The organism is Anabaena sp. UHCC 0187 (assembly GCF_009712035.1).
Lineage (GTDB): Bacteria > Cyanobacteriota > Cyanobacteriia > Cyanobacteriales > Nostocaceae > Dolichospermum.
In genome coordinates, this window is the sequence record NZ_VILB01000003.1 from 143,390 (window position 1) to 170,093 (window position 26,704).

The 26,704-nt window shown below is 39.0% G+C and carries 22 protein-coding genes and 1 pseudogene; 10 read left to right on the plus strand and 13 right to left on the minus strand.

The genetic code is table 11. The features are described 5' to 3' along the window. Positions 1-2 precede the first annotated feature (2 nt). A complete protein-coding gene (gene rplC / locus FJR11_RS03215; RefSeq protein ID WP_168502279.1) occupies positions 3-641 on the minus strand; it encodes a 50S ribosomal protein L3 in 639 nt (212 codons plus the stop codon). A gap of 875 nt (positions 642-1,516) precedes the next feature. On the opposite strand from rplC, the gene FJR11_RS03220 reads away from it, so the two are divergent. Then, positions 1,517-1,993, plus strand: a complete 477-nt coding sequence (locus FJR11_RS03220) for an NAD(P)H-quinone oxidoreductase subunit N (protein ID WP_168502280.1) — start codon at positions 1,517-1,519, stop codon at positions 1,991-1,993. Positions 1,994-2,039: 46 nt separating this feature from the next. Here FJR11_RS03220 and FJR11_RS03225 read toward each other — a convergent pair whose 3' ends face one another. Further along, the gene (locus FJR11_RS03225; protein ID WP_371417444.1) at positions 2,040-2,348 is read right to left on the minus strand and encodes a Uma2 family endonuclease; all 309 of its coding nucleotides are present in this window, start codon (positions 2,346-2,348) and stop codon (positions 2,040-2,042) included. On the opposite strand from FJR11_RS03225, the gene FJR11_RS03230 reads away from it, so the two are divergent. Then, entirely contained in the window at positions 2,336-2,878 is a 543-nt protein-coding gene (locus FJR11_RS03230) for a DUF3172 domain-containing protein (protein WP_168502281.1), read from the plus strand. The two genes, FJR11_RS03225 and FJR11_RS03230, sit on opposite strands and share 13 nt — an antisense overlap. 109 nt (positions 2,879-2,987) lie before the next feature. Here the strand turns inward: FJR11_RS03230 and FJR11_RS03235 are convergent, their stop codons facing one another. Together FJR11_RS03235 and FJR11_RS03240 are read right to left on the minus strand one after the other, a co-directional pair. Beyond that, positions 2,988-3,674: an AMIN domain-containing protein gene (locus FJR11_RS03235; RefSeq protein WP_168502282.1), complete on the minus strand. Its 687-nt coding sequence runs from the start codon at positions 3,672-3,674 to the stop codon at positions 2,988-2,990. Between the two features lie 2 nt (positions 3,675-3,676). Beyond that, positions 3,677-5,875, minus strand: coding sequence for a cation:proton antiporter (locus tag FJR11_RS03240; protein ID WP_168502283.1), 2,199 nt, complete (start codon positions 5,873-5,875; stop codon positions 3,677-3,679). A gap of 610 nt (positions 5,876-6,485) precedes the next feature. Here FJR11_RS03240 and FJR11_RS03245 point away from each other — a divergent pair. Beyond that, positions 6,486-8,180: an ABC-F family ATP-binding cassette domain-containing protein gene (locus FJR11_RS03245; protein WP_168502284.1), complete on the plus strand. Its 1,695-nt coding sequence runs from the start codon at positions 6,486-6,488 to the stop codon at positions 8,178-8,180. A 169-nt stretch (positions 8,181-8,349) separates the two neighbouring features. On the opposite strand, the gene FJR11_RS03250 is transcribed toward FJR11_RS03245, so the two are convergent. After that, positions 8,350-8,970 (minus strand): Uma2 family endonuclease, encoded by a 621-nt coding sequence (locus FJR11_RS03250; protein ID WP_168502285.1) that lies wholly within the window; start codon positions 8,968-8,970, stop codon positions 8,350-8,352. A gap of 311 nt (positions 8,971-9,281) precedes the next feature. Between FJR11_RS03250 and FJR11_RS03255 the strand changes: the two are divergent. The 4 genes and pseudogenes from FJR11_RS03255 to FJR11_RS03270 form a co-directional block, all read left to right on the plus strand. Beyond that, positions 9,282-9,488, plus strand: a pseudogene (locus FJR11_RS03255) (photosystem I reaction center subunit IV); the annotation flags it as partial. 958 nt (positions 9,489-10,446) lie between these two features. After that, positions 10,447-12,045, plus strand: coding sequence for a 2,3-bisphosphoglycerate-independent phosphoglycerate mutase (gene gpmI / locus FJR11_RS03260; protein ID WP_168502286.1), 1,599 nt, complete (start codon positions 10,447-10,449; stop codon positions 12,043-12,045). A gap of 76 nt (positions 12,046-12,121) precedes the next feature. Then, the gene (gene secG, locus FJR11_RS03265) at positions 12,122-12,355 is read left to right on the plus strand and encodes a preprotein translocase subunit SecG (protein ID WP_168502287.1); all 234 of its coding nucleotides are present in this window, start codon (positions 12,122-12,124) and stop codon (positions 12,353-12,355) included. Positions 12,356-12,367: 12 nt separating this feature from the next. Continuing rightward, positions 12,368-13,132: a peptidase gene (locus FJR11_RS03270; RefSeq protein ID WP_168502288.1), complete on the plus strand. Its 765-nt coding sequence runs from the start codon at positions 12,368-12,370 to the stop codon at positions 13,130-13,132. Between the two features lie 49 nt (positions 13,133-13,181). Here the strand turns inward: FJR11_RS03270 and FJR11_RS03275 are convergent, their stop codons facing one another. From FJR11_RS03275 to FJR11_RS03310, 8 genes are all read right to left on the minus strand, one after another. After that, positions 13,182-13,781, minus strand: coding sequence for a transposase (locus FJR11_RS03275; RefSeq protein ID WP_168502289.1), 600 nt, complete (start codon positions 13,779-13,781; stop codon positions 13,182-13,184). 153 nt (positions 13,782-13,934) lie between these two features. Next, a complete protein-coding gene (locus FJR11_RS03280; RefSeq protein WP_168502290.1) occupies positions 13,935-15,083 on the minus strand; it encodes a glycosyltransferase family 4 protein in 1,149 nt (382 codons plus the stop codon). A gap of 273 nt (positions 15,084-15,356) precedes the next feature. Then, positions 15,357-16,979 (minus strand): MFS transporter, encoded by a 1,623-nt coding sequence (locus tag FJR11_RS03285; protein ID WP_168502291.1) that lies wholly within the window; start codon positions 16,977-16,979, stop codon positions 15,357-15,359. Next, the gene (gene recO / locus FJR11_RS03290; RefSeq protein WP_168502292.1) at positions 16,963-17,892 is read right to left on the minus strand and encodes a DNA repair protein RecO; all 930 of its coding nucleotides are present in this window, start codon (positions 17,890-17,892) and stop codon (positions 16,963-16,965) included. Before recO ends, FJR11_RS03285 begins: the two co-directional genes overlap by 17 nt. 94 nt (positions 17,893-17,986) lie before the next feature. After that, the gene (gene deoC / locus FJR11_RS03295; protein WP_168502293.1) at positions 17,987-18,673 is read right to left on the minus strand and encodes a deoxyribose-phosphate aldolase; all 687 of its coding nucleotides are present in this window, start codon (positions 18,671-18,673) and stop codon (positions 17,987-17,989) included. Positions 18,674-18,783: 110 nt separating this feature from the next. Continuing rightward, positions 18,784-19,911, minus strand: coding sequence for a DNA cytosine methyltransferase (locus FJR11_RS03300; RefSeq protein WP_168502294.1), 1,128 nt, complete (start codon positions 19,909-19,911; stop codon positions 18,784-18,786). 47 nt (positions 19,912-19,958) lie between these two features. Continuing rightward, positions 19,959-20,654 carry an MAE_28990/MAE_18760 family HEPN-like nuclease gene (locus FJR11_RS03305; RefSeq protein WP_168502295.1) on the minus strand — a complete coding sequence of 232 codons (696 nt, stop codon included), beginning with the start codon at positions 20,652-20,654 and terminating at the stop codon, positions 19,959-19,961. Further along, a complete protein-coding gene (locus FJR11_RS03310; RefSeq protein WP_168502296.1) occupies positions 20,644-21,735 on the minus strand; it encodes a DUF262 domain-containing protein in 1,092 nt (363 codons plus the stop codon). The genes FJR11_RS03305 and FJR11_RS03310 overlap by 11 nt, the downstream gene beginning before the upstream one ends. A gap of 137 nt (positions 21,736-21,872) precedes the next feature. On the opposite strand from FJR11_RS03310, the gene FJR11_RS03315 reads away from it, so the two are divergent. From FJR11_RS03315 to kdpB, 3 genes are all read left to right on the plus strand, one after another. Then, entirely contained in the window at positions 21,873-22,370 is a 498-nt protein-coding gene (locus FJR11_RS03315) for a hypothetical protein (protein ID WP_168502297.1), read from the plus strand. A gap of 332 nt (positions 22,371-22,702) precedes the next feature. Next, positions 22,703-24,388, plus strand: coding sequence for a potassium-transporting ATPase subunit KdpA (gene kdpA, locus FJR11_RS03320; RefSeq protein WP_168502298.1), 1,686 nt, complete (start codon positions 22,703-22,705; stop codon positions 24,386-24,388). Between the two features lie 137 nt (positions 24,389-24,525). Further along, positions 24,526-26,628 (plus strand): potassium-transporting ATPase subunit KdpB, encoded by a 2,103-nt coding sequence (gene kdpB, locus FJR11_RS03325; protein WP_168502299.1) that lies wholly within the window; start codon positions 24,526-24,528, stop codon positions 26,626-26,628. Positions 26,629-26,704 lie beyond the last annotated feature (76 nt).

The following is a 26,704-nucleotide window of genomic DNA, read 5'->3' on the forward strand; positions in this document are numbered from 1 at the left end:
GACTATTTTTTACCAACTATATTTGCAGGAACGACGCTGACTAAAGCTCCTGGTTTGCCAGGAATAGCTCCTTTAACGAGGATTAAGTTGCGTTCTGCATCTACTCGTATTACTGTCAGTTTGCGAATTGTGACACGAGTACCGCCTAAACGTCCTGCCATCCTTTTACCGGGATAAACACGACCTGGGGTTGTACCAGCACCGATAGAACCTGGCGCTCTATGGTTTTTGGAACCGTGTGACATGGGACCGCGAGCAAAGTTGTTACGCTTCTGGTTACCGGCAAAACCGCGACCAATGCTTGTACCAACTACATCTACAATTTCACCAGCACTAAAAATATCTGCTTTAATTTCTTGACCTAAAGCATAATCACCAGTGCTATCGGTGCGATATTCATTCAGATGACGGACTGCTGGGGCGGATGATTTAGCCAAATGTCCCAACAATGGTCTGTTCAGTGCCTTGGGTTTAACTTCACCATAACCAACTTGAATGGCAGAGTAACCGTCGGTCTGTTTCGTTTTAACTTGTGTAACGGTGCATGGACCGGCTTTGATGACAGTAACAGGAATGGAGACTCCTGCTTCATCAAATATTTGGGTCATGCCCAGCTTGGTGCCGAGAATACCTACAGACACAGTTACTGGTTCTCCTTTCGTTCTATTTTTTGGGCTGACTGCGGAAATTGAATGGGGATGAAGTTTGTTAATGTCGCTTGAGGGTAAAATATACCTCTCAAATTTGGACTGGCGTTAGACAGTGCAAATTCTTGGCGACGCAACAATTTTTGTCCCTTTTGCTTTAGTGAATTTGTTTATTTTCACTTACTCAATCACAATAACAGGAATAACTGCCTACTCTATGGAGAAGGTGTTACTTCTGCAATCCAATGCGAGGCTTGATGGCTTTGCGCTGTGTGCAGCAATGCTTTCGTCCAAGCAGTTGCTTTGGCACTCTACCGTGGTAGCAGGACTTAAGTGGTTATTTCCTCTCAGTATCCTTTTCCTCAGACTTAACATAATGCCATAAAACCAACGACATTATTGCTCAAGAACTACTTCTTTTAATACCTTAAACTATTGTTTGAGGTCTTGCCTAATTTTTTTTAGGATTTACGGGAGTGTTTTGGTGTGGGAGCTTAAATATGACTTTGGCTCTTGATTTGACCTGAAAGCCTTTTTAGTTTAGCAGTCTCTTATGGAGTAAGCCAGTTTTATTCTTTTGGGGAAACTAACTAGAAACTCAGATGCTAGGACTAACTAGAAACTCGAAATAAGAAAGATGGCTATCTAATTATACTATTCGGTCACAATCTAATACTATAAATCATTGATTAATTTTTGTCTAGTATTTTTTTTGCTATGTTATGGGGTACTGAGGCGGGGGTGGGTGATTTTGCCCAAATTCCGACTGGGAATTTTCAAGATTTTTGAAAATATGCAGCTTCATTTAACTTAATCTACCACTAGAGAGTGAATAATAGAGATATCTAAGTGGGATAGGAAGAAAATCTATGGCACTAATTACCACTGGCAACAGTTTCATCCGCAATTTGGAGAAATTTGGGGCGTTGGGTGTTTATGTTCCTCTGGAGGGGGGTTATGAAGGTCGGTATCTGCGCCGATTACGTGCGGCTGGCTATATTGGTCTCCATATTACTGCGAGGGGACTAGGTGATGTGGCTGCATATCTTACACAAGTTCATGGTGTTAGACCACCGCATTTAGGCAAAAGAAGCAATAGTAGTGGTGCGGCTGTGGGTGACGTATATTATTTACCACCAATGATCAGTTCTCATTTGGAACAACTACCTCCTAAGTCTAAGGGGTTGGTGTTGTGGATTATTGAGGGACATATTCTTTCTGATCAGGAAGTTGAGTATTTAATGAATTTGCCCAAGCTAGAACCACGGGTTAAGGTGGTAATTGAGAGAGGTGGCGATCGCATTTTCCGCTGGACACCTTTAGAAAAGACACTCTTAGCTAGTTAAGAGATTGTAAGGGTGGGATATTCCCACCCCTACCGTTCAATTATTTCTAATTCTGTATTTCTTGTTGTACCCAAGCACTAAAGGATTTGCTAAATTGCACTTTATCAATTTGACAATCTTGCAAAAATTGGTAAAGTTGTTCTTTGATTGTTCTAAAAAATGTTGGGCTTTTCTCTACTTCAATATATTGATGATTTTGAAGTTGATAAATTCGGATTATTTGGCCGTTATAACGCCAAAATTCTGTTACACCCATGCTGGCATAAAACTTGAGTTTATTGATGTCAGTATGAGTAATATCTACTTCCACAATTAAATCTGGTGAGGGAATATAAAGCGAAAATGAGACGTAAATCTTCTACTACTAGGCCAACTAATACCCCTAAACCCTCTATTTTCCAATCCCCAATGTTTAACTTCGCCACCATTGCCCTTTTAGGGGGAGTGATGATTTTAGGAATTGGGATTGGGATTGCGTTTAGTTCGACAACTACATTGAGTTCATCAAATGTGGCTTCCCGTGAGTTTATTGATACTAGAGCGCCAAATCCTGAGATTTGTGTGCAGTATGGATCTAGTGCAATGGTGATGGATGCCAGACTCTTTGTAACTCTTAATCCCTTTAATGTCTTTGTTGCCCAGCCAAATATCCGCCCTGGATGTGTAATTCGTCAAAATAACTGGGCAATTTTGGAAAACAAAAAGCTTGTGACATCTGAGCAGGTACGGGAATGCAAGAATCGCCTGAATACCTTTGGCTTTACAGGGGACTTAAACAGTGAAAAGCCAGATATTAGGTGTATTTATCAAAATGAATCGGCTCAAAATTTCTTTTTATCTCAACCAGGGGCTGTGGGAACGCCACAAGATACGGAAAGATTTTAATCACAAAAGAAAGTCCCCAACCTATGAGTACATTGAGGGTGGGGACTTTCGCGTTTTGTTAACTCTAGCTAAAATTGATGAGGAACTTGTGAGTTTACCTAAATACATTTCATCTCAAATCTAAAATTTTTTGTATGGGTAGGGGTTGACCAAATTCAATAATGGGAATTTCTTTCAGGTTATGTGGAGAAGTGTTTTTATTATCTGAAGGTGTGGGAAACATGGCAGCAGGTAGGGGTGAATTGGTAATTGCTGGAGGGGTTTGAGAATTTAAGGGTGGTACGGTGATTAAGGGTTGTTGGGTGTTGGTTGTCAGGTTTGTGGATGGTGGTAGGGTGGTTGTGGGTGTTGTTAACAGACTGTTAGCGGGAGAAAAGGTAAGATAAGGATTGAATACCCAGCGGGTGGGTTTTTGTGGAGAAAAGGGCTGAAGTTGGACTTTTTTGGCTTCAAATTTACTGTCTGGTGCTAGGTCGAGAACTATGCGGGTGACATTGGCGTTAAGTTGGGAAATACGAATTCGTTGAATTGCACCGGCATATTCTTTTTGGGTGAGGACTTTACCGAGTTTGGTATTGGGTAAGTCAAGAACCAGACGTTGGGGTTGAGAAAGATAGAAATACTGGGGTGTGGCTGTGGCTGAAAGGCTGATTTCTAATTTTTGTGTTTTGGGGTTAAATTCCCAATTATTCAGTTGTGCTAATGGTTGGGCAAAACTGATGCTAGGGGTGAAAGCAATCAAGCTAAATAAGCTCACCCCAAGAGATGGAAGAATTTGATTAGTTCTAGTTTTCATAGTTAGGGATTATGAATTACTTCTTGGCTATTAATTGCTGGTAAGAGAGAATTCAGATGTGAGGTAACTTGACTATAACGACGGGTAATGAGTAACGAAGAACGACATTGGATGGCGAGTTGATCTGTGTATCTTCCCAGGGTTTGGCGTTCAATTCCCCACAGACGACTAGTACCAACAATGGTTAGATCAACATTTTCTGAGGCAGCAATTACGGTTTGGATTGGTTCTGGGGATGTGACGGTTTTGATTTCAATGCGATCGCGCACACTCTTCGGTAATTGCTCAATCATGGCGTTAAGTTCATAACTTAATTCGTCTTGGATATGATTGCCTGGGAATACCTGTAAAACTTGTAACATACAAGTGTCACGATTAAGCAACATTCTTAAAGCAATAATCAATGCTAAATCGTCATGAATGTTGGCAGAATAGGGAACGAGGAGACTTTCTAAGCGATCGCCCCCTTTGTCTACAAATACGGCTACATCTACTGGTGTGGTGCTGAGAATTTGCCCGACTCTTCCCCCCAAGCGATTGTTACTAAAGGCGGGACGATGCCAACCCACAAGCACTAAATCTGGTTGTTCTATTTCGGCTATCTGTGCGGTTTCTCTGGCTACATTGCTCGATATGCGAACTATGGGCTGGATATAGGAACGGATTAGTTGTGGTTCTAGGGTATTGATTAATTCTTCTAGTTTTTGACGACGTTCAGCTATGAGTCTATCGGCTTCCGTGGGGGTACTCTCAAAGCCATAGTTTTCTTCTAGTTCAATTAAGCTAAGGGGATGAATAATGGCTGATTGTCGGTAGTTGATAGCGATCGCTGTTGCTAACTGTAATAAACCTTTCTGGGTACTGGGATTAGCCACCGGTACTAATATTCGATATTGAGGAATGTAAGGTTCACTGGGTTCTGGTGTAATTTCTGTTTCTGGTTCTATTTCTATTTTTGGTTCAATGACATCTAATCTAATGAGGCGTTTGGGATAGGTCCATTCCAACAATGGTGAAGTCATAAATGTTGTCACCAAAGCCATAATGACTAACATCGTAAAAAGCAAAGGTGTAATTACGCCTAACTCTAAACCAATATTTAAGACAATTAACTCAGTTAAACCGCGAGTATTCATTAACCAACCCAAGGCTGAAGCTTCGCGTTTATCAATGCCACTCATGCGAGCCGCGACATAAGCACCAATAAATTTACCCGCACTGGCTACGACTATAATTAAGACACATAATAGCCATAATTCAGGACGGTTGAGTAAACCAATTTCCGTCTTTAAACCACTGTAAGCAAAGAATATTGGTAAGAGAAATATGAGGACAAAATCTTCAGTTTTGATGGCTAATTCTCTCACTAATTCTTCATCTTTGGGCATGACTGCACCTAATAGGAATGCTCCAAAAATTAGGTGAATACCAATAAATTCAGTGATTAAAGCTGAGAAAACAACTCCCATATAAATAACAGCCAGAAGCAATTGACTCAAACGCCCAGCCCGACGATGATGACGGCTGAAACGTTTGAGAAACCAGCGCCCGACTGTGAACATAAAGCCAATATAAACAAGGCTTTCAATAATGGTGAGAAAAGCTTGCCCGTCAATGCTACCATTGCGGGCGACTGCGATCGCTACTGCCAAAAGACACCAGGCTGTCACATCATCCACTGCCGCACAAGTTAAGGCTAATGTCCCCAAACGAGTGCGCTGTAAGTTATTTTCCGTAATAATTCTAGCCAAGACAGGAAAGGCAGTAATTGACATTGCTGCCCCTAAAAACAAGGCAAAAGGGATAAATTGTACATTGCCACCAGCAACCAAGGGATAAAGCAGTAAAGATAAAATAAATGCCGAAGCAAAGGGAACAATAACGCTAAAATTGGAAATAAGAATCGCAGTTTTTAAGTTACCTTTCAGATATTTGGGATTTAATTCCAAACCAATCAGAAACATGAAAAATATTAGCCCTATTTGCGACAAAACGTTCAAAAAAGGCATTGTTTCTGGTGGAAACAGGCTATGTGCTAAACCGGGAGCAATTAAACCGAATAATGATGGACCAAGCATGATACCGGCGAAGATTTCGCCAATTACCAATGGCTGTTTAATCGCTTTGAATCCCAATCCGACAATTCGGGAGAGTCCAATAACAATTAATACCTCAACTAGAACGAGAATAACTGTGTGCATATTTTCCTCGCTAATGATTATCCAGGTTCACTATGATAATTCTTTATAAGAGTGTAAATTATCAACCTAACCAGATACATTTTTGGCTATTTATATTGATTGGTGATGTTAATTATTATCGCCTGAATATATCTATGCTAACGAAAAATCAGTATTAATTTATTATTCAACTATAAATAAATATGAGAATTAGCCAGAATAAAATGCTTATCAAGAGAATACAATAGTTAAAGCCCTTGATAAATCAATTATTTCCTGAAAAAAGGTAATAATAACCGATAAATAATGAAATAATAGTATCAGTAATAGTTCAGGACAATGTCTTATTCGTCATCGCCAATACTTAATAATAAATGTGGAAATGATAAATACAAAATACAAGTGCTGATAGAGATTTTTAGGCAAATATCCCCAGATTTTTGAGATCGCCGGAAATTACAGCTATAAATTTCGGGATCAGGTCTAAAAATGACGAAAATGTCATCATTTAAGATTTGTCTAGGAAGGAATTTATATTTATAATCAAAAAATTGTAAATAAGGCGTTAAATTTTGTTAAGATTGTACACGGCGTTAGCTTTGCCCCCTGTCCCCTACCTACGAGACGCTTCATGCTGCGATTAGAACATATCAGTAAAATTTATCCTACAGGCGAAGTTCTTAAAGATATCAACTGGGAAGTCAAACCAGGAGATCGTATTGGTTTAGTTGGCGTTAATGGTGCGGGAAAATCCACCCAACTAAAAATCATCTCCGGGGAGATTGAACCCACCGCTGGGGAAATTATTCGCCCTTCCAGCTTACATATAGCTTATCTTAACCAAGAGTTTGAGGTTGACCCCACTCGCACAGTCAGAGAAGAATTTTGGACTGTATTTAAAGAAGCCAACGAAGTGCAGATGGCTTTAGCTCATATTCCCCATGAGATGGAAACGGCTAATCCAGAAGAGTTAGATGAACTCATTCATCAGTTAGATCGGTTGCAGCGTCAATTTGAGGCTTTAGACGGATATAACTTAGACTCACGGATTGGTAAGATTTTACCAGAGATGGGATTTCAACTCGAAGATGGCGATCGCCTAGTTAGTGCCTTCTCCGGTGGTTGGCAAATGCGGATGAGTTTAGGCAAAATTCTCCTGCAAAAACCTGACTTGTTACTACTGGACGAACCGACAAACCACTTAGATTTAGAAACCATTGAGTGGTTAGAAAATTACCTGCGCGGTTTAATTACCCCCATGGTGATAGTTTCCCATGACCGGGAATTTTTAGATCGTCTTTGTAACCAAATTGTCGAAACTGAACGGGGTGTTTCCAGTTCTTACCTGGGTAATTATTCATCCTATTTACAACAAAAAGCCGAAAATCAATACGCACAACTTAACGCTTACGAACGTCAGCAAAAAGAATTAGAAAAACAACAAGCATTTGTAGATAAATTCCGCGCTAGTGCAACTCGCAGTACCCAAGCAAAAAGCCGGGAAAAACAACTAGACAAAATTGAACGCATCGAAGCACCGACAGGAGGAATGAGAACTCTGCATTTCCGTTTTCCTGATGCCACTCGTAGCGGTAGAGAAGTTGTAGAAATTAAGGATTTAACCCATATTTATGGGGATAAAATTCTGTTTTTATCAGCAAATCTCCTAGTAGAAAGAGGAGACAGAATTGCGTTTCTCGGTCCCAATGGTGCGGGTAAATCCACACTGTTGAAAATTATGATGGGTGTAGAACCACCTACAGAAGGGATTGTGAAATTGGGTGATCACAACGTTATTCCCGGTTACTTCGAGCAAAACCAAGCGGAAGCGTTGGATTTAAATAAAACCGTCATGGAAACTATTCATGATGAAGTTCCTAATTGGACAAACGAAGAAGTCCGCACACTGTTAGGAAGATTCTTATTTACTGGTGATACCGTATTTAAGAAAGTTGGGGCATTGAGTGGAGGTGAAAAAGCTCGGTTAGCATTAGCAAAAATGCTTTTACGTCCAGCGAATTTAATCATTCTGGATGAGCCTACCAACCACTTAGATATTCCAGCAAAAGAAATGATGGAAGAGGCTTTGCAAAACTATGAAGGTACAGCCCTTGTAGTTTCCCACGACCGTTATTTTATCTCCCAAGTAGCTAATAAAATTGTGGAAATTCGTGATGGTGAATTCCGCGTTTATTTAGGAGATTATCACTACTATCTCGATAAGAAAGCCGAAGAGAAAGAACTAGCGGAATTAGCAGCAGCAGAAGCCGAAAAAGCTGCTAAGAAAGCGGCAAAGGCTGCTAAAGCTGGAGCAAAGCAGAAATAGGTAATATCGGCAAATGGGTGACTGATTGTGATTCTGGCTTTCTGTCACCTATTTTTTAAGAATGAGATTTTAAGAATTATTGAACGCAGATGAACGCAGATAAACACAGATAAATATTGATGATTATTATTCTGTGCAGTCTCAGATAAAATTAGTATTACAAGAGAAATTACATAGCAACAACACCCCCGGATGCAAAGACTTGTTTTGCTGTTAATTGTAAGTTGGGAAAGATTGAGGAAACGAGTTGCTCATTGTTTTGAAACAATCGCTTTTGATACTCATCTTCTACTAATGTACAAATTGTCACTGTTGGCTGTTTGATTTTGCCAATATATTCTCTACCACCAATGCCTAAATAATCTACAATCCAATATTCAGGAACAGCTAATAGGGCGTAATCTTCAACTTTGCGAGCATAATCATTTTGCCAGTTTGTACTCACGACTTCAGCAATTAGTTTAATTGATTTTCCTGATGTAATTACAGGCTCTTTTTGCCATAATGGTTCATTGATTAGTTGGGTTTGGTCTAATACGATTACATCGGGACGAAAGGCTGTGTTTGTTCCCAATAGTTTGATCAAGCAGCGATGGGGGATAAAGTATGGTAAGTCTTGATGATCAATTTGTACATTCAGTTTTCGCCCAATTAAAGATGATACTTGTTCATGAGGTCCTGTTGGTTCCATCTCGATTAATTCCCCATCAATAAGTTCATAGCACTCATTGTCGCCATACTGAGCAATAAATTCATTAACTGTGATTAGTTTTAGGGCTGATTGTACCATTATTATGTTTCTTGCTAATTAAATAAAGATTATTCGGGCGGTTGGAAATCGGATCTACACAAATAAAACCCACCTGCATAGATTAAAATTAACAGATTATTCTGGCGATTGGAAACCGCATCTACACGAATAAAACTTAATTTGAGACTCATGGGCATTGCTAAACCCTTGCAGTGCTTATTGCCTATTTCCCATGCTCTATTCCCGAAAAATAACTTAACAAACCCATTACTAAAGTCCTTCGAGTTGTAGAGTTAAAACAAGCACTCCTGATTTCTTGGTACTCTTACAATCCAAAGGGAAGGTACAATATGGTTCAACGTGGTTCTAAAGTTCGGATTCTCCGCCCTGAATGCTACTGGTTTCAGGATGTTGGTACAGTGGTTTCTATGGACAAAAGCGCCATCAAATACCCTATAATTGTTCGTTTTGACAAAGTTAACTATTCTGATCTGAACACTAACAACTTTGCTTTGGATGAACTCGTCGAAGTGGCACACCCATCAGCTACTCAAGCTCCAAATGTAGCACAAACGGCATCCAATTCTTTATTAGAGATATCCGCAAATGAATTTCAAACCCTTATAAATCAAGCGTCAAAATCTGATTTTTGGATAATTATATTGAGGTCTTTAGCTAGTGCAGGTGCAATAGCGACTCAAAAATTGGGAGAAATAGCCCGTAACATAAAATTTGATAACTTACCATCAGATTTAAAATCCAAATTTGCGCGGGCAGGAATGCGTGGCAATTCGCGGGATATTCAAGCAGCACAAGAAGTGTTTGAAAGTATACCTGCCCAAATTCGCGCCCAGGGACTTGAGGCAGTGCAGCAATTTCTTCAAGATAAAGACTGGAGTCACATTATTGCCCGTGTTAATGGTGGTAACAATAAAGCTGGTAATGGTATTTTTGAAATCTATCGGCTTAACCGCGCTCGTGGTGGTGTTAATATGACACCAAAAGAATTAAACGCCGCTAGACAAGTTTTAGCTGATGCTGCTTTTAAAGCCGCAGTTACGGAAATTATTGCAGGAGCGGTGAAAGGGGGTGTGGTAGCCGCATCTGTAGAATTAGTATTTTCAATTTTTGAAAATTCACTATTATATTCAGAGGGAAAAATTACTAAGGATGAGTTGATTAAAAAAGTTGTTTCTGATACTGCTCAAGCGGGGCTGACTGGTAGCATAATTACAGGTATATTGCTCACAATTGGTATGATTTTTCCTCCTATTGCTGCTGTCTTAAGTGTGGTCGCTATACCTTTAGCTCTTGCTGGTGTGGCTTTGATGGGTAATCGAGTTTGGCAAATTTGTCTCCGCATATATTATAATGTTAAAAACATTTTAAAAGAAAATACATAATTATTTTCAATTTCTGTACTCTGTCTCCTGTCTCTTCTTCAATTTATTGCCTCAATTAGTTTTGAGTAGTGGTATTATTCAAGTATTACAAAAAGTAAAGGGCAATTTTACTATGACCAAAGCACCTGTTGCTCCTGTGGTGCTAGTCATTCTAGATGGATGGGGCTACTGTGAGGAAACGCGAGGAAACGCAATTACCGCTGCCAAAACTCCGATTATGGACAGTTTATGGGCAGTCTATCCCCACACCCTCATTCGCACATCAGGAAAAGCCGTAGGGTTGCCAGAAGGACAAATGGGCAACTCGGAAGTTGGTCATTTGAACATTGGCGCTGGTCGAGTCGTACCCCAAGAACTGGTACGGATCTCAGATGCTGTAGAAGACGGTTCTTTAGCCGCAAACCCAGCCCTTGTCAAAATTTGCCAAGAAGTGCGTTCTGCTAATGGCAAGTTACATCTAGTGGGGCTTTGTTCTGATGGCGGGGTGCATTCCCATATTACCCATCTATTTGGACTACTTGACTTAGCAAAGGAACAGCAACTTTCACAAGTTTGTATCCACGCCATTACTGATGGCCGTGACACCAAACCGACAGATGCTATCAACGTCATCCAGCAATTGGAAGACTATATAGATAAAGTTGGCATCGGTGAAATCGCTACTATCAGCGGTCGCTATTATGCCATGGATCGTGATAACCGTTGGGATCGAGTCCAACGCGCTTACGATGTGATGACGACGGATAGTGCGGGCAATGGACTCACGGCTGTAGAGGTATTGCAAGCATCTTACGCTGAAGGTGTGACTGATGAGTTTGTTCTTCCAGTCCGTCTGCAACCAGGCGCGGTAGAATCTGGAGATGGGGTAATATTTTTTAATTTCCGCCCCGACCGCGCTAGAGAACTAACTCAAGCTTTTGTTAGTCATACTTTTAACGGTTTTGAAAGACAGCCAATTAAGCCGCTTTCTTTTGTAACTTTTACTCAGTATGATCCAGAATTGCCAGTTTCTGTGGCTTTTGCGCCGCAAAATCTGAGTAATATTCTCGGTGAAGTTATCGCTAATCGTGGTTTAAAGCAGTTTAGAACTGCGGAAACTGAAAAATACGCTCATGTCACCTACTTCTTTAACGGGGGACTAGAAGAACCCTGTGAGGGAGAAGACCGGGAATTAGTCAGTAGTCCCATGGTAGCGACTTATGATCAAGCCCCGGCGATGTCAGCACAAGCTGTGACAGATGTGGCGATCGCTGCCATTAGAAAGGGCATCTACTCCCTAGTGGTGATGAACTATGCTAACCCAGATATGGTAGGGCATACAGGACAAATCCCCGCTACTGTGACAGCCATTGAAGCCGTAGATCGCTGTTTAGGTCGTCTGATTGATGCTATTGGTAAAGCTGGTGGTACAGCAATTATTACTGCTGATCACGGCAATGCTGAGTATATGATGGATGAAGGTGGTAATCCTTGGACGGCGCATACTACTAACCCAGTTCCGTTAATTTTGGTAGAAGGTGAAAAAGCCAAAATACCCGGATATGGAACAGATGTGGAATTAAGAAATGATGGCAAATTAGCCGATATTGCCCCAACTATTCTGGATATTTTACAAATATCTAAACCAGAAGAAATGACAGGGCAATCATTACTTAAAGCCGCAGAATATGATTTACAACTAACTCGTACTCCTGTACAAATAGGTTTGTAAAATCGTAAAATGGTAAGGGTTTAGCATTGCTAAACCCTTACGAGATTGATAACTTCTTATAACCAACATTTCTAATATGGCAATTACTAACATCATCCAAGGCATTTGGGCGTTTTCCGCCCTCGGTTTGATTATCCTCGTTTTACTACATAGTCCTAAAGGTGATGGTATTGGTGCTATTGGTGGACAAGCACAATTATTTAGCAGTACCAAAAGTGCCGAAAATACTTTAAATCGAGTTACTTGGGCATTGGTTGTGGTTTTTCTGGGTTTAACTGTGGTTTTAAGTGCTAATTGGTTGCCTAAATAATTGAAACTGAAAATGGGAAAAATTACCCAAAATCAAAACTTTTGGAGACGGTTAATAGCAGTTCTGACTTTAGCGATAAGTACAGGACTGCTAGTTATTTTTAGTAATTTCCAAGTTAATGCGATTGTTGATAAATCCTATCTCCAAAAAACCCATTCTTTACCACCAACTCTGGCACAGTGGCAAGATAAAACAAATAGTGGTGATTATTTCGACCAAATTAAATCTACTAAAGTTGGTTATTTAATTTGGTCAAGTTTTCCGGTAAAGGTGAAGATAGAACCGCCACAAAATATTAATGAAAAGCAATCGCAAATATGGGTAAATAGTGTTTTCCAAGCAGTTCAGGAATGGAGTATTTATTTACCTTTACAGGTAGTGGAAAAATCTGCTATTGCTGATATTACAATTATTCGCAAAGCACCACCTTTACAACTTGAACCTAATGGTAAAATACTGCGGGCGCGTTCGGCTTTAACTACCTATGATTTATATACTGAAAATAATATTTTATCTCACCGTTTTACAATTCTGCTGAGTCCTAGTCAAACTGGTGATTATGTATTATCAGCCGCACGTCATGAACTTGGCCATGCTTTAGGAATTTGGGGGCATAGTCTTCTGCAAACTGATATTATGTATTTTTCTCAAGTTCGTAAACCGCCGTTTATTTCTGTGAGAGATGTGAATACTTTGAAGAAGGTTTATGAACAACCTACAAGTTTGGGGCAGAATTTATCTCACGCAGAGGCAAGACTAATTGCGTTTATACGATAGAGATAGTTCTTCCTCATCGGTTTCATAATAACAAATTTATTTTTCTATGTCAATAGCTTTGACTCAGTTTATAGGGGTTATTGGGATCTTTATTCCAACGCAAAGGATTTTGGAAAATGTATTGACGAGCGATATCTAAAATTTTCTGATTACGAATAATGCGGTCGTAATAATTGCGTTGCCATATACGCATTCCGGGAGTATCATCAATTTGATTAATAATTTTTGTTGTTTGATATTTGTAATAAGCAATAATTTGTCCCAAGGTCGTTTTCTTCCGTAGGGGCGGGGTCTCCCCGCCCGCTTCGGTATCCCGGTCCGCTTCGGTTTCCCTGGCTTCTTCGTGATTCTGTTGATGTTTTCTACCTTCATTAAAATTATCATTAATCACAATAATTCCATGAACATGATTAGGCATAACAACAAATTCATCTAATTCCACATTAGGAAAATGTTCGGGTATTTTTAACCAAAATTCATCAATAATAAAACCTCTGACTGTGAGTTTCATTTCTCCATTAATGATTTCACCTAAGTTACATTCACGGTTTTGGGTACAAATGGTGATGAAATATGCTCCTGGTTCTGAATAATCATAACCCCGCAAACGAATTGATTGGCGATGATGAATTTTAGGGTTATATTTCATGCTAGATATGAGGTGTTGATTTTAGGGTTTTTGAATAGGATACTGTAGATAAAAGGGCGTGTCATCAATGAACAAAAAGCGGGGAAACCCCATCAAGGGCGGGGAAACCCCATCAAGGGCGGGGAAACCCCGCCCCTACATAGGTTAAAAAATTTAAATACCCCAACTCAATGTTAAAGGCCGTTGTGCAAGAACTTGGCTATAAAGTTCTTCTAATTGGGTGATGTTATCATGTAGGGTATAACGCTCTAATACTCGCTTTCTCGCCTTTTCTCCTAATAATGTTGTTAACTCTGGATGATCTTGGAATAGTGGTAACAGGGTTTTTAGCTGCGATCGCACGCTGCTTGTATTAATTGCTACGCCAGCACCCTTTTCTAAAACTTCTCCATCTGCACCGACATCAGTAGCTAAACAAGCCAAACCACAGGACATTGCCTCTAATAGAGACAAGGATAAACCCTCTACTAAAGAAGGTAAAATAAATACATCTGCTCCCCGTAAAATCTCGATGCGGCGATTTTCGTCAGCGATAAATCCTAACCAAATGATGCCATGTTCTCGCCCATAAAATGACTCTAGAGAGGGCTTTAATGGACCATCACCTACAATTAGCAATTTGCTATTGACTCCCATATCTGACTGTTTCCAAGCACGCAAGAGAGATTCGACGTTTTTCTCTTGGGCGATTCTCCCTTGATAAACAAACAAACGTTCAGCGCCAAATTCGGCTTTAACTTGGGAAACACCGGGAGAATACTTAACAGGATCTACACCATTAGGAATGACAGCAATCTTCTTTTCCCTCACACCCATACTTGATAATAATTCCCGCTGAATTTGGGAAAAGATAATTACGCCATCATAATGATCCAAAAAAGGAGCATAGAGTTGATAAGCTAAAAGTTGGGTACTGGATAATAATTTTGCGCCCTTACCTGCAAATGGAGTGTGAAAAGTTGCAATTAGGGGCAAATTTAATTCTTCGCAAATTTCTGGTAAAACAAAGTCCAAAGTGGATAAAGTCAGAGAAGCGTGGACTATATCCGGCTTAATTTCCCGTAGCGAATCTTTCAAAACTTTAGTTGCTTTAAAAGAGGGAATTGTGTAAACCTGGGACTTGTAAATAAATGGTAAAGGAACTTCTTGACAATTAGGCCAGTTGTCAGTTGTTGCTTCTTCTTGAGCAAAGTGTAGAAAACTAACCTCATGTCCCCTGTCTAGCAATCCGTTGGTAATTTCTCGACTGTAGGTAACATTACCGCAAAAGGGTGTTTTTTTTCCAATCCAAGCTATACGCATTCTTCGGTTATCTATAAAAAAGCAAGGGTAAAATATACTGTTTTTATTATGCAGTTATTATGAGTGAATTTTTGGTGTTCACAAAAACTCAGATATCTCTGACTTTGAAACCTAAATAATCTTAGCAATTAAAAATTCAATAAATGGCTTTAATAAATTATTTAACTTGATTACAACTTAATATGCTGATTACTTAGTTTTTCTCCAGCAAGTATTTTGCATCTTGCTGGATTAAGTTTAGCACGAAACCCAATAGTTTGATGCAGTTTTTGGCTATTTGCCATTTGAGGATTCACCAGAATTATACCAGGTAAAGAGACCGCCAACTAAGACAATGGCAGCTAAGGCAAAAAATACTGCTTTTAAGCCGATAAAAGTTTCAGCTACACCAGCTAAAGCTAGAGGTAGAGTAAGGGCAATATTAATCACATTATTTTGCAGTCCAAATACTTTACCTCGCATAGCTGCGGGTGTTTCGGTTTGGATTGCAGTTTGCATGGGTATACCCACTAAAGCCCCAAATACTCCCACTAAAGCTATGAAGAATAGCACTGGCAATAGTTGAGTTGTAAACAATGATAAACCAATTAAAGATGCTGCCATACCTAGACAACCCCAAAAACTGAGTTGTTTATAGGAAAAGCGTTGTCCAAATTGACCGAGAATTGTCGCCCCCATAGCAACACCCACACCAGCAGACGCTAGTAAAAAGCCGAATTGAGAAGCTTTCATATTCGGAATAATTTCTGCCATGCGAACTGCAAGCACAGTCAGGGCTGCAAAGACAGAAAATAAGATAATTAGTTGTAATAAAGCATTGCGGATACGATGATTTTCTTGGAGATAACGTAACCCGTCGCGCAAGTCGGAGAAAACATGAGGAAATTCTGTTTCTGGGGGATGAGGTTTTTCGTTAGTTTGGAGTAAGAATAATATTAACCCAGCGATCGCATAACTACCACCGACCAAAATTTCTTTCCCCAATCCCCCACTACCACCTAATTGCGTCCAGAGTCCATCTGCTAAGGCCAAAACAGGTTCTCCTACGGCAAAACCCACAATCACCGAAGCCATCATTGTCGTTGTATAGAGAGAATTAGCTGAAAGCAAATCCTGTTCTTTGACTATTAAAGGAATAGCAGATTGTTCCGCCGGTGCGAAAAATTGTGTTAAGGTAGAAACCAAAAAAGTCACCCCTAAAATAATCAAAAAACCCACGGGTAAAACTCCCACAGGCTGCCAATCTTGGGTTAACCATAACAGCGAAGGGACGAGTAAAACCAGAATACCGCGCCAAATATTTGATGCTACTAAAACAACTTTTTTTGACCAACGATCTACAAATACCCCAGCGACAGAACCAAATAATACAGCGGGAATTGTAAAGGCCATCATTAAAGCGGAAACCCAACCACTAATACTTTGATCACTAGCTTGAAATTGGCTATTAATCAAAGCAATCATCAATACTAAATAAACTTTATCAGCTAATTGACAGAAAACTTGACCTGCCCAAAGAGCGAGAAAATTCGGATTTTTCAATACAGGTAAAAAACCTGCCTGTTGATGATTCTCTGAAGTTGTATCCCCAGAATCAGCATCTATTAATGGCTGTGTTTCCGGTGTTAATTCCGTTATGGCTGGGACATTTTCCTCAACACTATTAGTTTTACCGTTTGTCTGCGGATTTTCTGATGGTTTGGGGGTGTCAGTCAAGGGAATCTCTGAGGTGCAATTCCCATTTTCAGAAACCTCCTTTAGTGACATTTCTGGACTATGAATATGACTAACTTTAGGTGAAGAAGCAACATTATGATCTGATGCTTTATGCTTTTTTTTAGCGTCGCTAGGTGAGTGAGTTCGGCTTTTTCTATCTAAATCAGACGATTGCATCATGGTTGGTGGCAAAATAGGAGTCAATCAAAGTGGCAGAGCGAATAGGTTGTCCTAAATGATACTGGGTATACTGGCGCAAAACTTGCTCAACAGCTAACCATCCAGAATCTGAAGCTGCATCTATTTGTATTATCTCTGTTTCCGACAGATGTTGAAGCATAACCAGTTGTTTCCCATTCAACCGACGAGAAATAATTGGTAACTCCTGCTGATGAAAAACTGTTTCATAGCTAGGGTTAGAGGCACAGGTTTGGGGATTGGGAACACTTTTCTTTGTTGTTTCCTCCGTTTCCCTATTTTCCCGTTTTTCCTGCTCTATTTCTTTTCGCAAGCTTTTCCAGGCATCTAAACAAATTATCCCACCAGAAGGAATACTAAATCCCACTTGCCAATGGGGATTTGTCCAATCTGGAGTTAAAAGCCGTTGAGTTAAACAACAAGACTCTACTTGTGGGGTGATTCCTGCTAAGGTTAAAAGCTGAAATACACCTTGGACTAAATTCGCAACTACACATTTTATTTCAGTTTTGGGTATATCATTTAGGCGTTGAAGCTGTTCATTCAATAACTCATAAAGTTCTATTTGGGGAAGTTCGCTTAACGCTTGACATAAGACTATTTCAGCTAAATATTGACTAGCAGCTAATTTACCTAAATCTTTAGATAAACCCGGATAAGTTTTTATAGTTTCAGCTTGGGTAATTCTATCGAGATTTCTACCTTGGGAAATTAGTAATTCATTGACGACAAACATCCCCATTCTCCCGCCCAAGCTGGAGTTTTGTTTTCGCGCTCCCGTGGCAACTGCCCGAATTAGCCCAAATTCTTGAGTTAAAATTGTAACTATTTTATCAGATTCACCCAGTGCTTGCGCTTTGAGATTAATGCCAGTTGCTTTATAGGTTTTACTCATTTTTAGTCCGTTGTCAGTTGTTAGTGGTCAGTTGTCAGTGGTCAGTGGTCAGTAGTGAAGAAAAAACAACTGACAAAGGACAACTAACAACTGACTACTCACTCTTTTCTTTTTCTGGGTTATGGCGTTGACGAAGTAAATCCACACCACGAGATGTGCCTAATCTAGTCGCACCAGCCATAATTAAATCTAAGGCATCGTTGTGAGTGCGAATGCCTCCTGATGCTTTGATTCCTACCCGATCCTTTGCTATCTCTTTTAAAAGCTTAACATCTGCTACAGTTGCGCCACCATTCCAACCTGTACTGGTTTTTAAGAATGCTGCACCGGCATCCATAGCTAGTTCCGCAGCTAGTTGTTTCTCTGTATCCGTGAGGAGGCTAGTTTCTAAAATTACCTTGACAGGTTGTCCGGCTTCTTCGCAAATTGTGGCAATTTCCCGGTGAACTTCCTCGGTTTTCCCGGCTTTTAACCAGCCTATGTTAATAACTACATCCAACTCAGTAGCACCATTGTCTACTGCTTCTTTGGCTTCATATAACTTCACTGCTGAAGTGTTTGCACCATTGGGAAAACCAATGACTGTACAAACTTGAGGATTTTTTTTATATAGTAGCTCTGCTACTTGCTTGACATAACAAGGATTCACACAAACTGCTGCAAAGTTATATCTATATGCTTCGTCGCACCATTGACTAATCTGCTCTGGGGTGGCAATTGGTAATAGCAGAGAGTGGTCAATAAATGGCGCAATATCAATGTTTGGATAGTCTGCTGCCATTGTTTTTCTTTTGGTGTAGAGTTTATTAAACTTGATGAAAATTAAAGTATTTCTTATATATTAAACCACAATATCCCCATATCCTCGACTTCTTTGAGAAGTCGGGGATCTTAATCTTGCGAACCAGTGTTTAAAAAGTCAAGAATAGTTTGTGCTAATGCTTTTGAGGCTAAGTATGGAACTCCATTGCCAACGGTTTTAAACATATTCGTAAGTGACATATTTTCTGGAAGTGAAAAATCTTCAGGTAAGGATTGAATTGCTAAGGCTTCTGCTACAGAAATACGTCTAATTTTGTAAGGATGTAAATGGACTTCATTATTACCATAGCAAGCTGTGGGAGAATAACGCCACCGGTGCAGACGTTTAAATGATTTTTTGGAATCATCTCCTTCTTCAATAGTAGCAAATTTAATTTTACCTGCTCTTGGTTGAAAATGATGTTTAGCATTGGGATGGTTAAGAACGTTATTTTTTCTAAACCAATATTCAACAGTGAGTTGTTGAGGAATATTTTCAGGACAAGGAATTATGGAATCTTCTTGAAATGGTTCGCATTTATGCCAAGGATAAGCAAATACTTGATTTTGAGGATATAAAATATGTTTTTCCCAAGGAAAGGTAAATTCATCTTTGATTTTTATGTCTTTGAGAAAATTATCTTTAAAGCCTATTAAAATAATTCTTTCTCTATCTTGAGGGACACCATATTCAATAGAATTAATTAACTTTTCTGTTAAGATATAACCTGCTTGTTGTAATTTGATTTTTAGTTCTTCAAAAAATAAACGGTGTTTTGTGGTTCTCCACAAACCTTTGACATTTTCAAATAAAAAGAAATCGGGTAGATTTTGACAAATTAATTCAATATAAGCAGATGAGAGTTTACCATTATCGCCTAAATGTCCTTTGTTTTTGCCACCAACCGAAAAATCAGGACAGGGTGGACCACCAATAAAGCCTATTATATTATTTGATTTTCGTGAATTTTTGACTAATTCATTTAATTGTTGTGCTGGTGTTCCTGTTATTAATTTGCTTACGTCTGCGGCTTCACCTTCATGATATCCATATTCAGGTTGGGGGAGGTTGAGTTTTTCCCGTGAATAGCGATATGCGGACATGAATGGAGGGAATATTTCGTTGACGTAAGCGATGTTATAGCCGCTAGTTTCAAAGCCTAAATCGAGGAATCCTGAACCGGAGAAGAAGGAGAAGATTGTAGAATTATTAATCATTAAGAAAATAATATAATTATAAATAAATACATTAAATAAAATATTTACTATTTGAGATAAGACTTTTCTATAAATCCAGTTTTAATTCTCTCAAACACTAAATCCATAAGTTTATCAACTACTTTAATTGCTCTTTCTAAATCTTCTCTATTTACAACTATAGAACTTTTTTGTCCATGAGCTACTGCATTTCTAATCTGTAGTAATTTACCGAGTTCATCTTTCAACGAATAATTATTTTCGTGTGTAGGTATTTTTGCTAAATTAAAGTCATTCAATATTTTATTTAATACATTAAAGCCAACATTACTTTCTGTATTTATATTTGGATGAATTTGCAAAGTATTGGATTTATAAAACAGTCCTAAAGCATTGAAAAAATCTACCTTCTTTTTAACTATTTTAGGCTTATCTTCGTCACTTTTAGGATTTGGATATTGTTTAAATTGCCGGAATGTAGATTCCATATGATAAACCAGAATTGGTTCGCAAACACTGTCAATGTTAAGTTCTAATCTCGTTAACTCTTTATTCAACTCTCGAATATATATTTGAAAAGAAGTTTGAACAAAACCCTCCCAAATAGAATAAACTATTGGTATTGAATAGTTAAGAAATAAGTGTTCATCTTGTTCCGAAAACCCGTATCGTATGTACAGTAATCTTACCCGTGACATTAACTCTTCTCTTTCATCAATGTCCGACATTATTTCTTGTTCTAAAAGAGTTATATCAGTGGTCATTATTTTTTATATTTCCAAATATTCGCTTGGCTTCTGTCAGCCGATTTATAATTCTAGCTTTTTGATTATTTCCTCCTTGTCGTGAGAACTTTCTTAAAGTGGTATCTGTGCGTACTTCTTCGTTTATTTTATCCAAAATAACTTTTTGTTGTTGAGATTTGTAATAATCATAATTTTCTGCAACACCAATAGTAATAACATCATAAAGAGCCGTTGCAAAGTTTCCATCTTGCTGGCGAAAAATCTTTTTTCCTAAAGGTTTCAGCAAAGCAAATACTTCAGAAAATATTTGTTTGTATCGTGCATAATCAAAACTTTCTTTGTCCAACGCATCTTTCATAAACTTAGTCATGTGTTGTGCAATACTGGTTCGGACATTGTTAAGATTTTGGTAAAGAGAAATAAATCTCAACGCTAACTCTTCATCATATAACTGCTCGTATTGCTCATTACTCAAATCAATTAATGTACGAAAATCCTGATTAGCAGCAAGCTCTTTGAGAAAATCATTAAACTTGGGTGAAATATCCCTGTAAATACAATTCCGAATCTCTTGCGTAGTCAAAGGAGAACCACCTGTATTCAGCCTATTGAACAGTTCAAATCGCATATCATAAGCACTATTCGATCTGAGAATTTCAACTCTACAAGTAGCTCTCTTTATGTTTAATCGAAACTGATTTGGTATTGTTTCATAAGTGAATCCTTCTAAAGCTTGAACTTTTTCACCTTCTGTTAAAGCCCAATTATTTTTGTCCCTAATACCTTGATCATCACTACTCAAAACTCCAAAAAAAGAAAGTACAGTCGAAATTCTTTGAAGTCCATCAACTAATTCCCATACCCCATTTCCATCTTCAGCTACAAATATTGGAGGAATTGGAATGCCTAACAGTATAGACTCAATAAAACGCGTCCTTTGTTCTTCATCCCAGCGAAAATATCTTTGAAACGCAGGTTTGATAACAATTTCTTTGTCTTCATACAGACGCATTATTTCACCAAAAGACACGTCAAGCCTATCAGTGGTCAATAAGTTTCTCTGTTCTTCAATTTGTATTTTGAGTTTTTCAGTATCCATGTTGTGTCTCGTTTAAAAACTTCGTGTAGGTAAGCATTATTGTTTAATTATATCGAGTGTTTATGATGAAATATAATATCATCGTATCCTCTACCTATTGGTTATAAAGGTGAATCATACATATAAGGTATAACAAAATGTATAAACTACAAAGAATATTCAGCGGATTTATATTACTATCGGTACAAGTAGTATATTGGATATTTAGTTCAATTCTTGAGATTAAATACTTTTACAAAAAACGTGTAGCACTGGCAAAATATCAGGAAATTCTCGACTATGTGAAAACTCAAAATATCCCCTTAGATACTAGCCAAGCCTTGAAATTACCTGATCATCTCGTAAATATCAGTCATGATGGGTTAGTTCAAGTCCTGCATACATCAGAAGATACCTACTGTGTAGCAATCATGATTAAATATACCACAGGGGCAACACAACGAGTTAAAGGTATATTTGCTAGTGATATCCCCTTAACTTCCAGATATTTGACCAAAATTCCTGATATTTGTCACCGTATCAATATTTTAGGGGAATATCAAAAGCCATATAAAGTAGCATGGGCATTTACAAATCTGGAAGTTGACAAGCAATATAATGATTGTTTATTTGAAGTCCATCGTCAGTTGGGCTAATTAGCTTATAATCAAAATCATATATTTACCCTTAGCAAATTTATATCTAAAAATATACCAATCACTAGATGATGATATATACTTACGTATACTGGACTAGAATTAAAAGCATATTTTTAGAGAATAGTAAACTATAATCTGATGTGCAGTTAAATAAATTAAAAATATATTGTCTAGAATATTTAACTAGAATCAGATAAAACAATACCTGATGGATAAATTGATGTGGTATGAAAATTATCTAATCGCTAAAAATTCAATTTACTACTAATTTAGGCGTTATTGTTGAGTGTTGACTGGCTAAAACTTCAGTTGAATAGAGTACAAACTACATGAGTCAAGGTTTTTTACAAATTGCTTTAACGCTATGTATTGTCGTATTCATTACGCCCATACTAGGAAAATACATAGCCCGCGTTTTCTTGGGAGAAAGGACAATCCTTGATCCTGTGATGAAGCCAATAGAGGCAATAATTTATATTTTAGGGGGTGTGGGTAAAAAAAATGATATGACGGGTTGGCAGTATATCCGCGCCTTGCTATGCAGCAACGCAGTCATGGGTGTGATAGTTTATGCTCTCCTCTATTATCAAAAATTTCTGCCCTGGAATCCCAATGGACTGGGAAGAATGAGATGGGATTTATTATTACATACTACTATTTCCTTCCTGACGAATACCGACCAACAACATTACGCCACAGAGAATACCTTTAGTTATTTTAGCCAAACATCAGCTTTAGGCTTTTTGATGTTTACGTCTGCGGCTAGTGGTTTAGTAGTGGGAATTGCCTTTATTCGCGGGTTGACGGGGAGAAAACTGGGGAATTTTTATGTTGACTTTACCCAGGCTATCACTAGGATATTACTACCTTTATCTATTATTGGAGCGATCGCTCTAATTATCTCCGGTGTACCCCAAACTTTAGCCAAAACCCTAGTAGTAGAAACCTTAGAAGGGAGAATTCAGTATATAGCTAGAGGGCCAGTGGCATCCTGGGAAATGATTAAAATGCTAGGTGAAAATGGCGGCGGATTTTTTGCAGCTAATTCCGCTCATCCTTTTGAAAATCCCAATGGTGCTTCTAACTTAATAGAAATCATCGCCATGTTGGCCATTCCCACCTCCCTAATTTATACCTACGGAGTATTTGCCAACAACCTCAAACAAGCCTGGCTACTATATTGGATGGTGTTTATCATCTTTGTCCTTCTCATTGGCGTTACAGCCACAGGAGAATTACAAGGAAATCCTCTGATTAACAATGCTTTGCGATTAGAATTACCCAATTTAGAAGGCAAAGAAGTTAGATTTGACTGGGCGCAAACCGTATTATGGGCAATTACAACTACCGCCACCATGTGCGGTGCTGTCAATGGAATGCACGATTCCCTCATGCCCAATGGCACATTTTCCACCTTATTCAACCTATTTTTACAAATAATTTGGGGAGGACAGGGAATAGGAACGGCTTATCTCTTTATTTACCTGATTTTTACCGTTTTTCTGACTGGTTTAATGGTAGGGCGCACACCGGAAATTTTTGGGCGCAAAATTGAGAAACGAGAAATTGTTCTCGCTAGTATAGTGCTGTTAATTCACCCAATGATGGTTTTAATTCCCAGTGCCATCGCTTTAGCACATCCCATCTCTCTGGCAGGAATTAGTAACCCAGGTTTTCATGGGATTTCTCAAGTAGTTTATGAATACGCCTCAGCCGCAGCCAACAATGGTTCTGGCTTAGAGGGATTGAATAACGGTACTTTATGGTGGAACTTAAGTACAACTGTGAGTATTTTGGTAGGGCGTTACATCCCCATTATTGCCCTGTTGCTTCTAGCTAATGGTATGTCTGAAAAACAAGCTAGTCCAGAAAGCCGGGGAACTTTGAAAACCGATTCTCTGCTATTTACCGGGATTACCGCTGGTGTCACCCTAATTTTAGGAATTCTGACATTCTTCCCCGTTCTAGCTTTGGGACCAATCGCCGAAGGTTTGAAACTCGCCTCTGGTAGTTAGAAAAAATGAGGGAATAGGACTAAGAAGATGAAGATAATTTTCCTCTTCTTTCTTCTTTCCTCTTCTTTCCTCTTCTTTCTTCTTCTTTCTTCTTCTTTCTTTCTCCTGACTCCTGACTCCTAAAAAATTACTTATATATGAACTCAAACGGAACTAACCCCAATTCTAAATCTTCCCGTCCTCGTTATCGTCGCAAGAAACGCAAAAAAGCACGGGTAACGAACAAAGGACTCTATATTCGGGCAATTGGCGACGCTTTTATGAAACTGCATCCCCAATCTGCCATCAAAAATCCAGTGATGTTTTTGGTATGGATGGGAACAATCATCACTTTCTTTGTTAGCATTTATCCCGAATTATTTGGCCCAATAAATCAAAAAAACCCCCATCTTTTTAACGGACTATTAACGGGAATTTTATTATTCACAGTTTTATTTAGCAACTTTGCTGAAGCCCTAGCGGAGGGAAGAGGTAAAGCCCAAGCTGACACTTTACGTTCTACCCAGTCAGCCACCAACGCCAAAACTATCACCGTTGATGGCAAAATTACAGAAGTTCCTGCCACCAGCTTGAACCGAGGAGATACTATATATGTAGTCTCAGGTGATATTATCCCCGCTGATGGTGAAGTGATCATGGGTGTCGCTTCCGTGGATGAATCGGCAATTACTGGAGAATCTGCCCCGGTTCTCAAAGAATTTGGTTCAGATGTTGCCAGTTCTGTCACAGGTGGTACACGCATTATTTCCGATGAACTAATTATTCGCGTCACGGCTGAACCAGGTAAAGGCTTTATTGACCGGATGATTGCCTTAGTCGAAGGTGCAGAACGCACTAAAACACCTAATGAAATTGCTTTAACAGTATTATTAGCAGTTCTGAGTTTAGTATTTTTATTCGTAGTGGCAACCCTTCCCGCCTTTGCCTACTATGTCAATAGTCCTGTTAGTGTACCCGTTCTCATTGCTCTCTTGGTAGCACTCATCCCCACAACCATTGGCGGTTTGCTGAGTACCATCGGGATCGCAGGTATGGATAGGGTTGCTCAATTTAACGTCATTGCCACCTCTGGTAGGGCAATAGAAGCCTGTGGAGATATCAACACCTTAGTTCTTGATAAAACCGGGACAATTACCCTGGGCAACCGGTTAGCAGAAGAGTTTATCCCCATCAATGGCCACTCAATGACAGAAATTGCTAATGTGGCTTTGGCAGCTAGTATTTTTGACGATACAACCGAAGGTAAATCTATTGTCCGACTGGCAGAAAAGTTAGGTGCAAATTTCGATTTAGAGCGCAAGCAAGCACAGGGGATAGAATTTTCCGCTAAAACCCGCATGAGTGGCACTAATTTACCTGGGGGCAGGGAAGTACGGAAAGGCGCAGTAGAAGCAATTAGAGGTTTTGTCCTCTCCCGTCACGGACGGGATACACCAGAAGAATTAAATGCTGCTTATGAACAAGTTTCTCACCAAGGCGGTACACCCTTAGCTGTTTGTCTCGATAACGAAATTTACGGTGTGATCTATCTCAAAGATATTGTTAAACCTGGTATCCGTGAAAGATTTGACCAACTGCGGCGCATGGGAGTCCGGACAATCATGCTCACGGGAGATAACCGGATTACTGCTTCTGTTATTGCCAAGGAAGCTGGAGTAGATGAATTTATCGCTGAAGCTACACCAGAAGATAAAATCAGTGTGATTCAACGGGAACAGGCTGAGGGTAAAATTGTCGCCATGACAGGGGATGGAACTAATGATGCTCCCGCTTTAGCACAGGCTAATGTAGGTGTGGCTATGAATACGGGAACGCAAGCAGCTAAGGAAGCTGCGAATATGGTGGATTTGGATTCTGATCCCACCAAATTAATTGATATTGTTAGTATTGGTAAGCAATTGTTAATTACCCGTGGGGCATTGACAACGTTTTCTATCGCTAATGATATTGCTAAATATTTTGCGATTATTCCGGTGCTTTTTACGGCTGCTAATCTAGAAAGCTTGAATATTATGAAGTTGAATAGCGTTAATTCGGCTATTCTTTCGGCATTGATTTATAATGCTTTAATTATTCCGGCTTTGATTCCCCTCGCATTAAAAGGTATTCAGTTTCGACCTTTGACAGCTAATCAACTTCTGCAACGAAACATTTTAATTTATGGCTTAGGTGGGGTAATTGCACCATTTATTGCGATTAAATTAATAGATATGACGATTACATTTGTGGGTTTAGTTTAAATTATTAAATCAATAGGTAATGGGTAATTTTTGCCTCTTACCTTTTACCTCTTACCTTATGAAAGTGATCCCATTT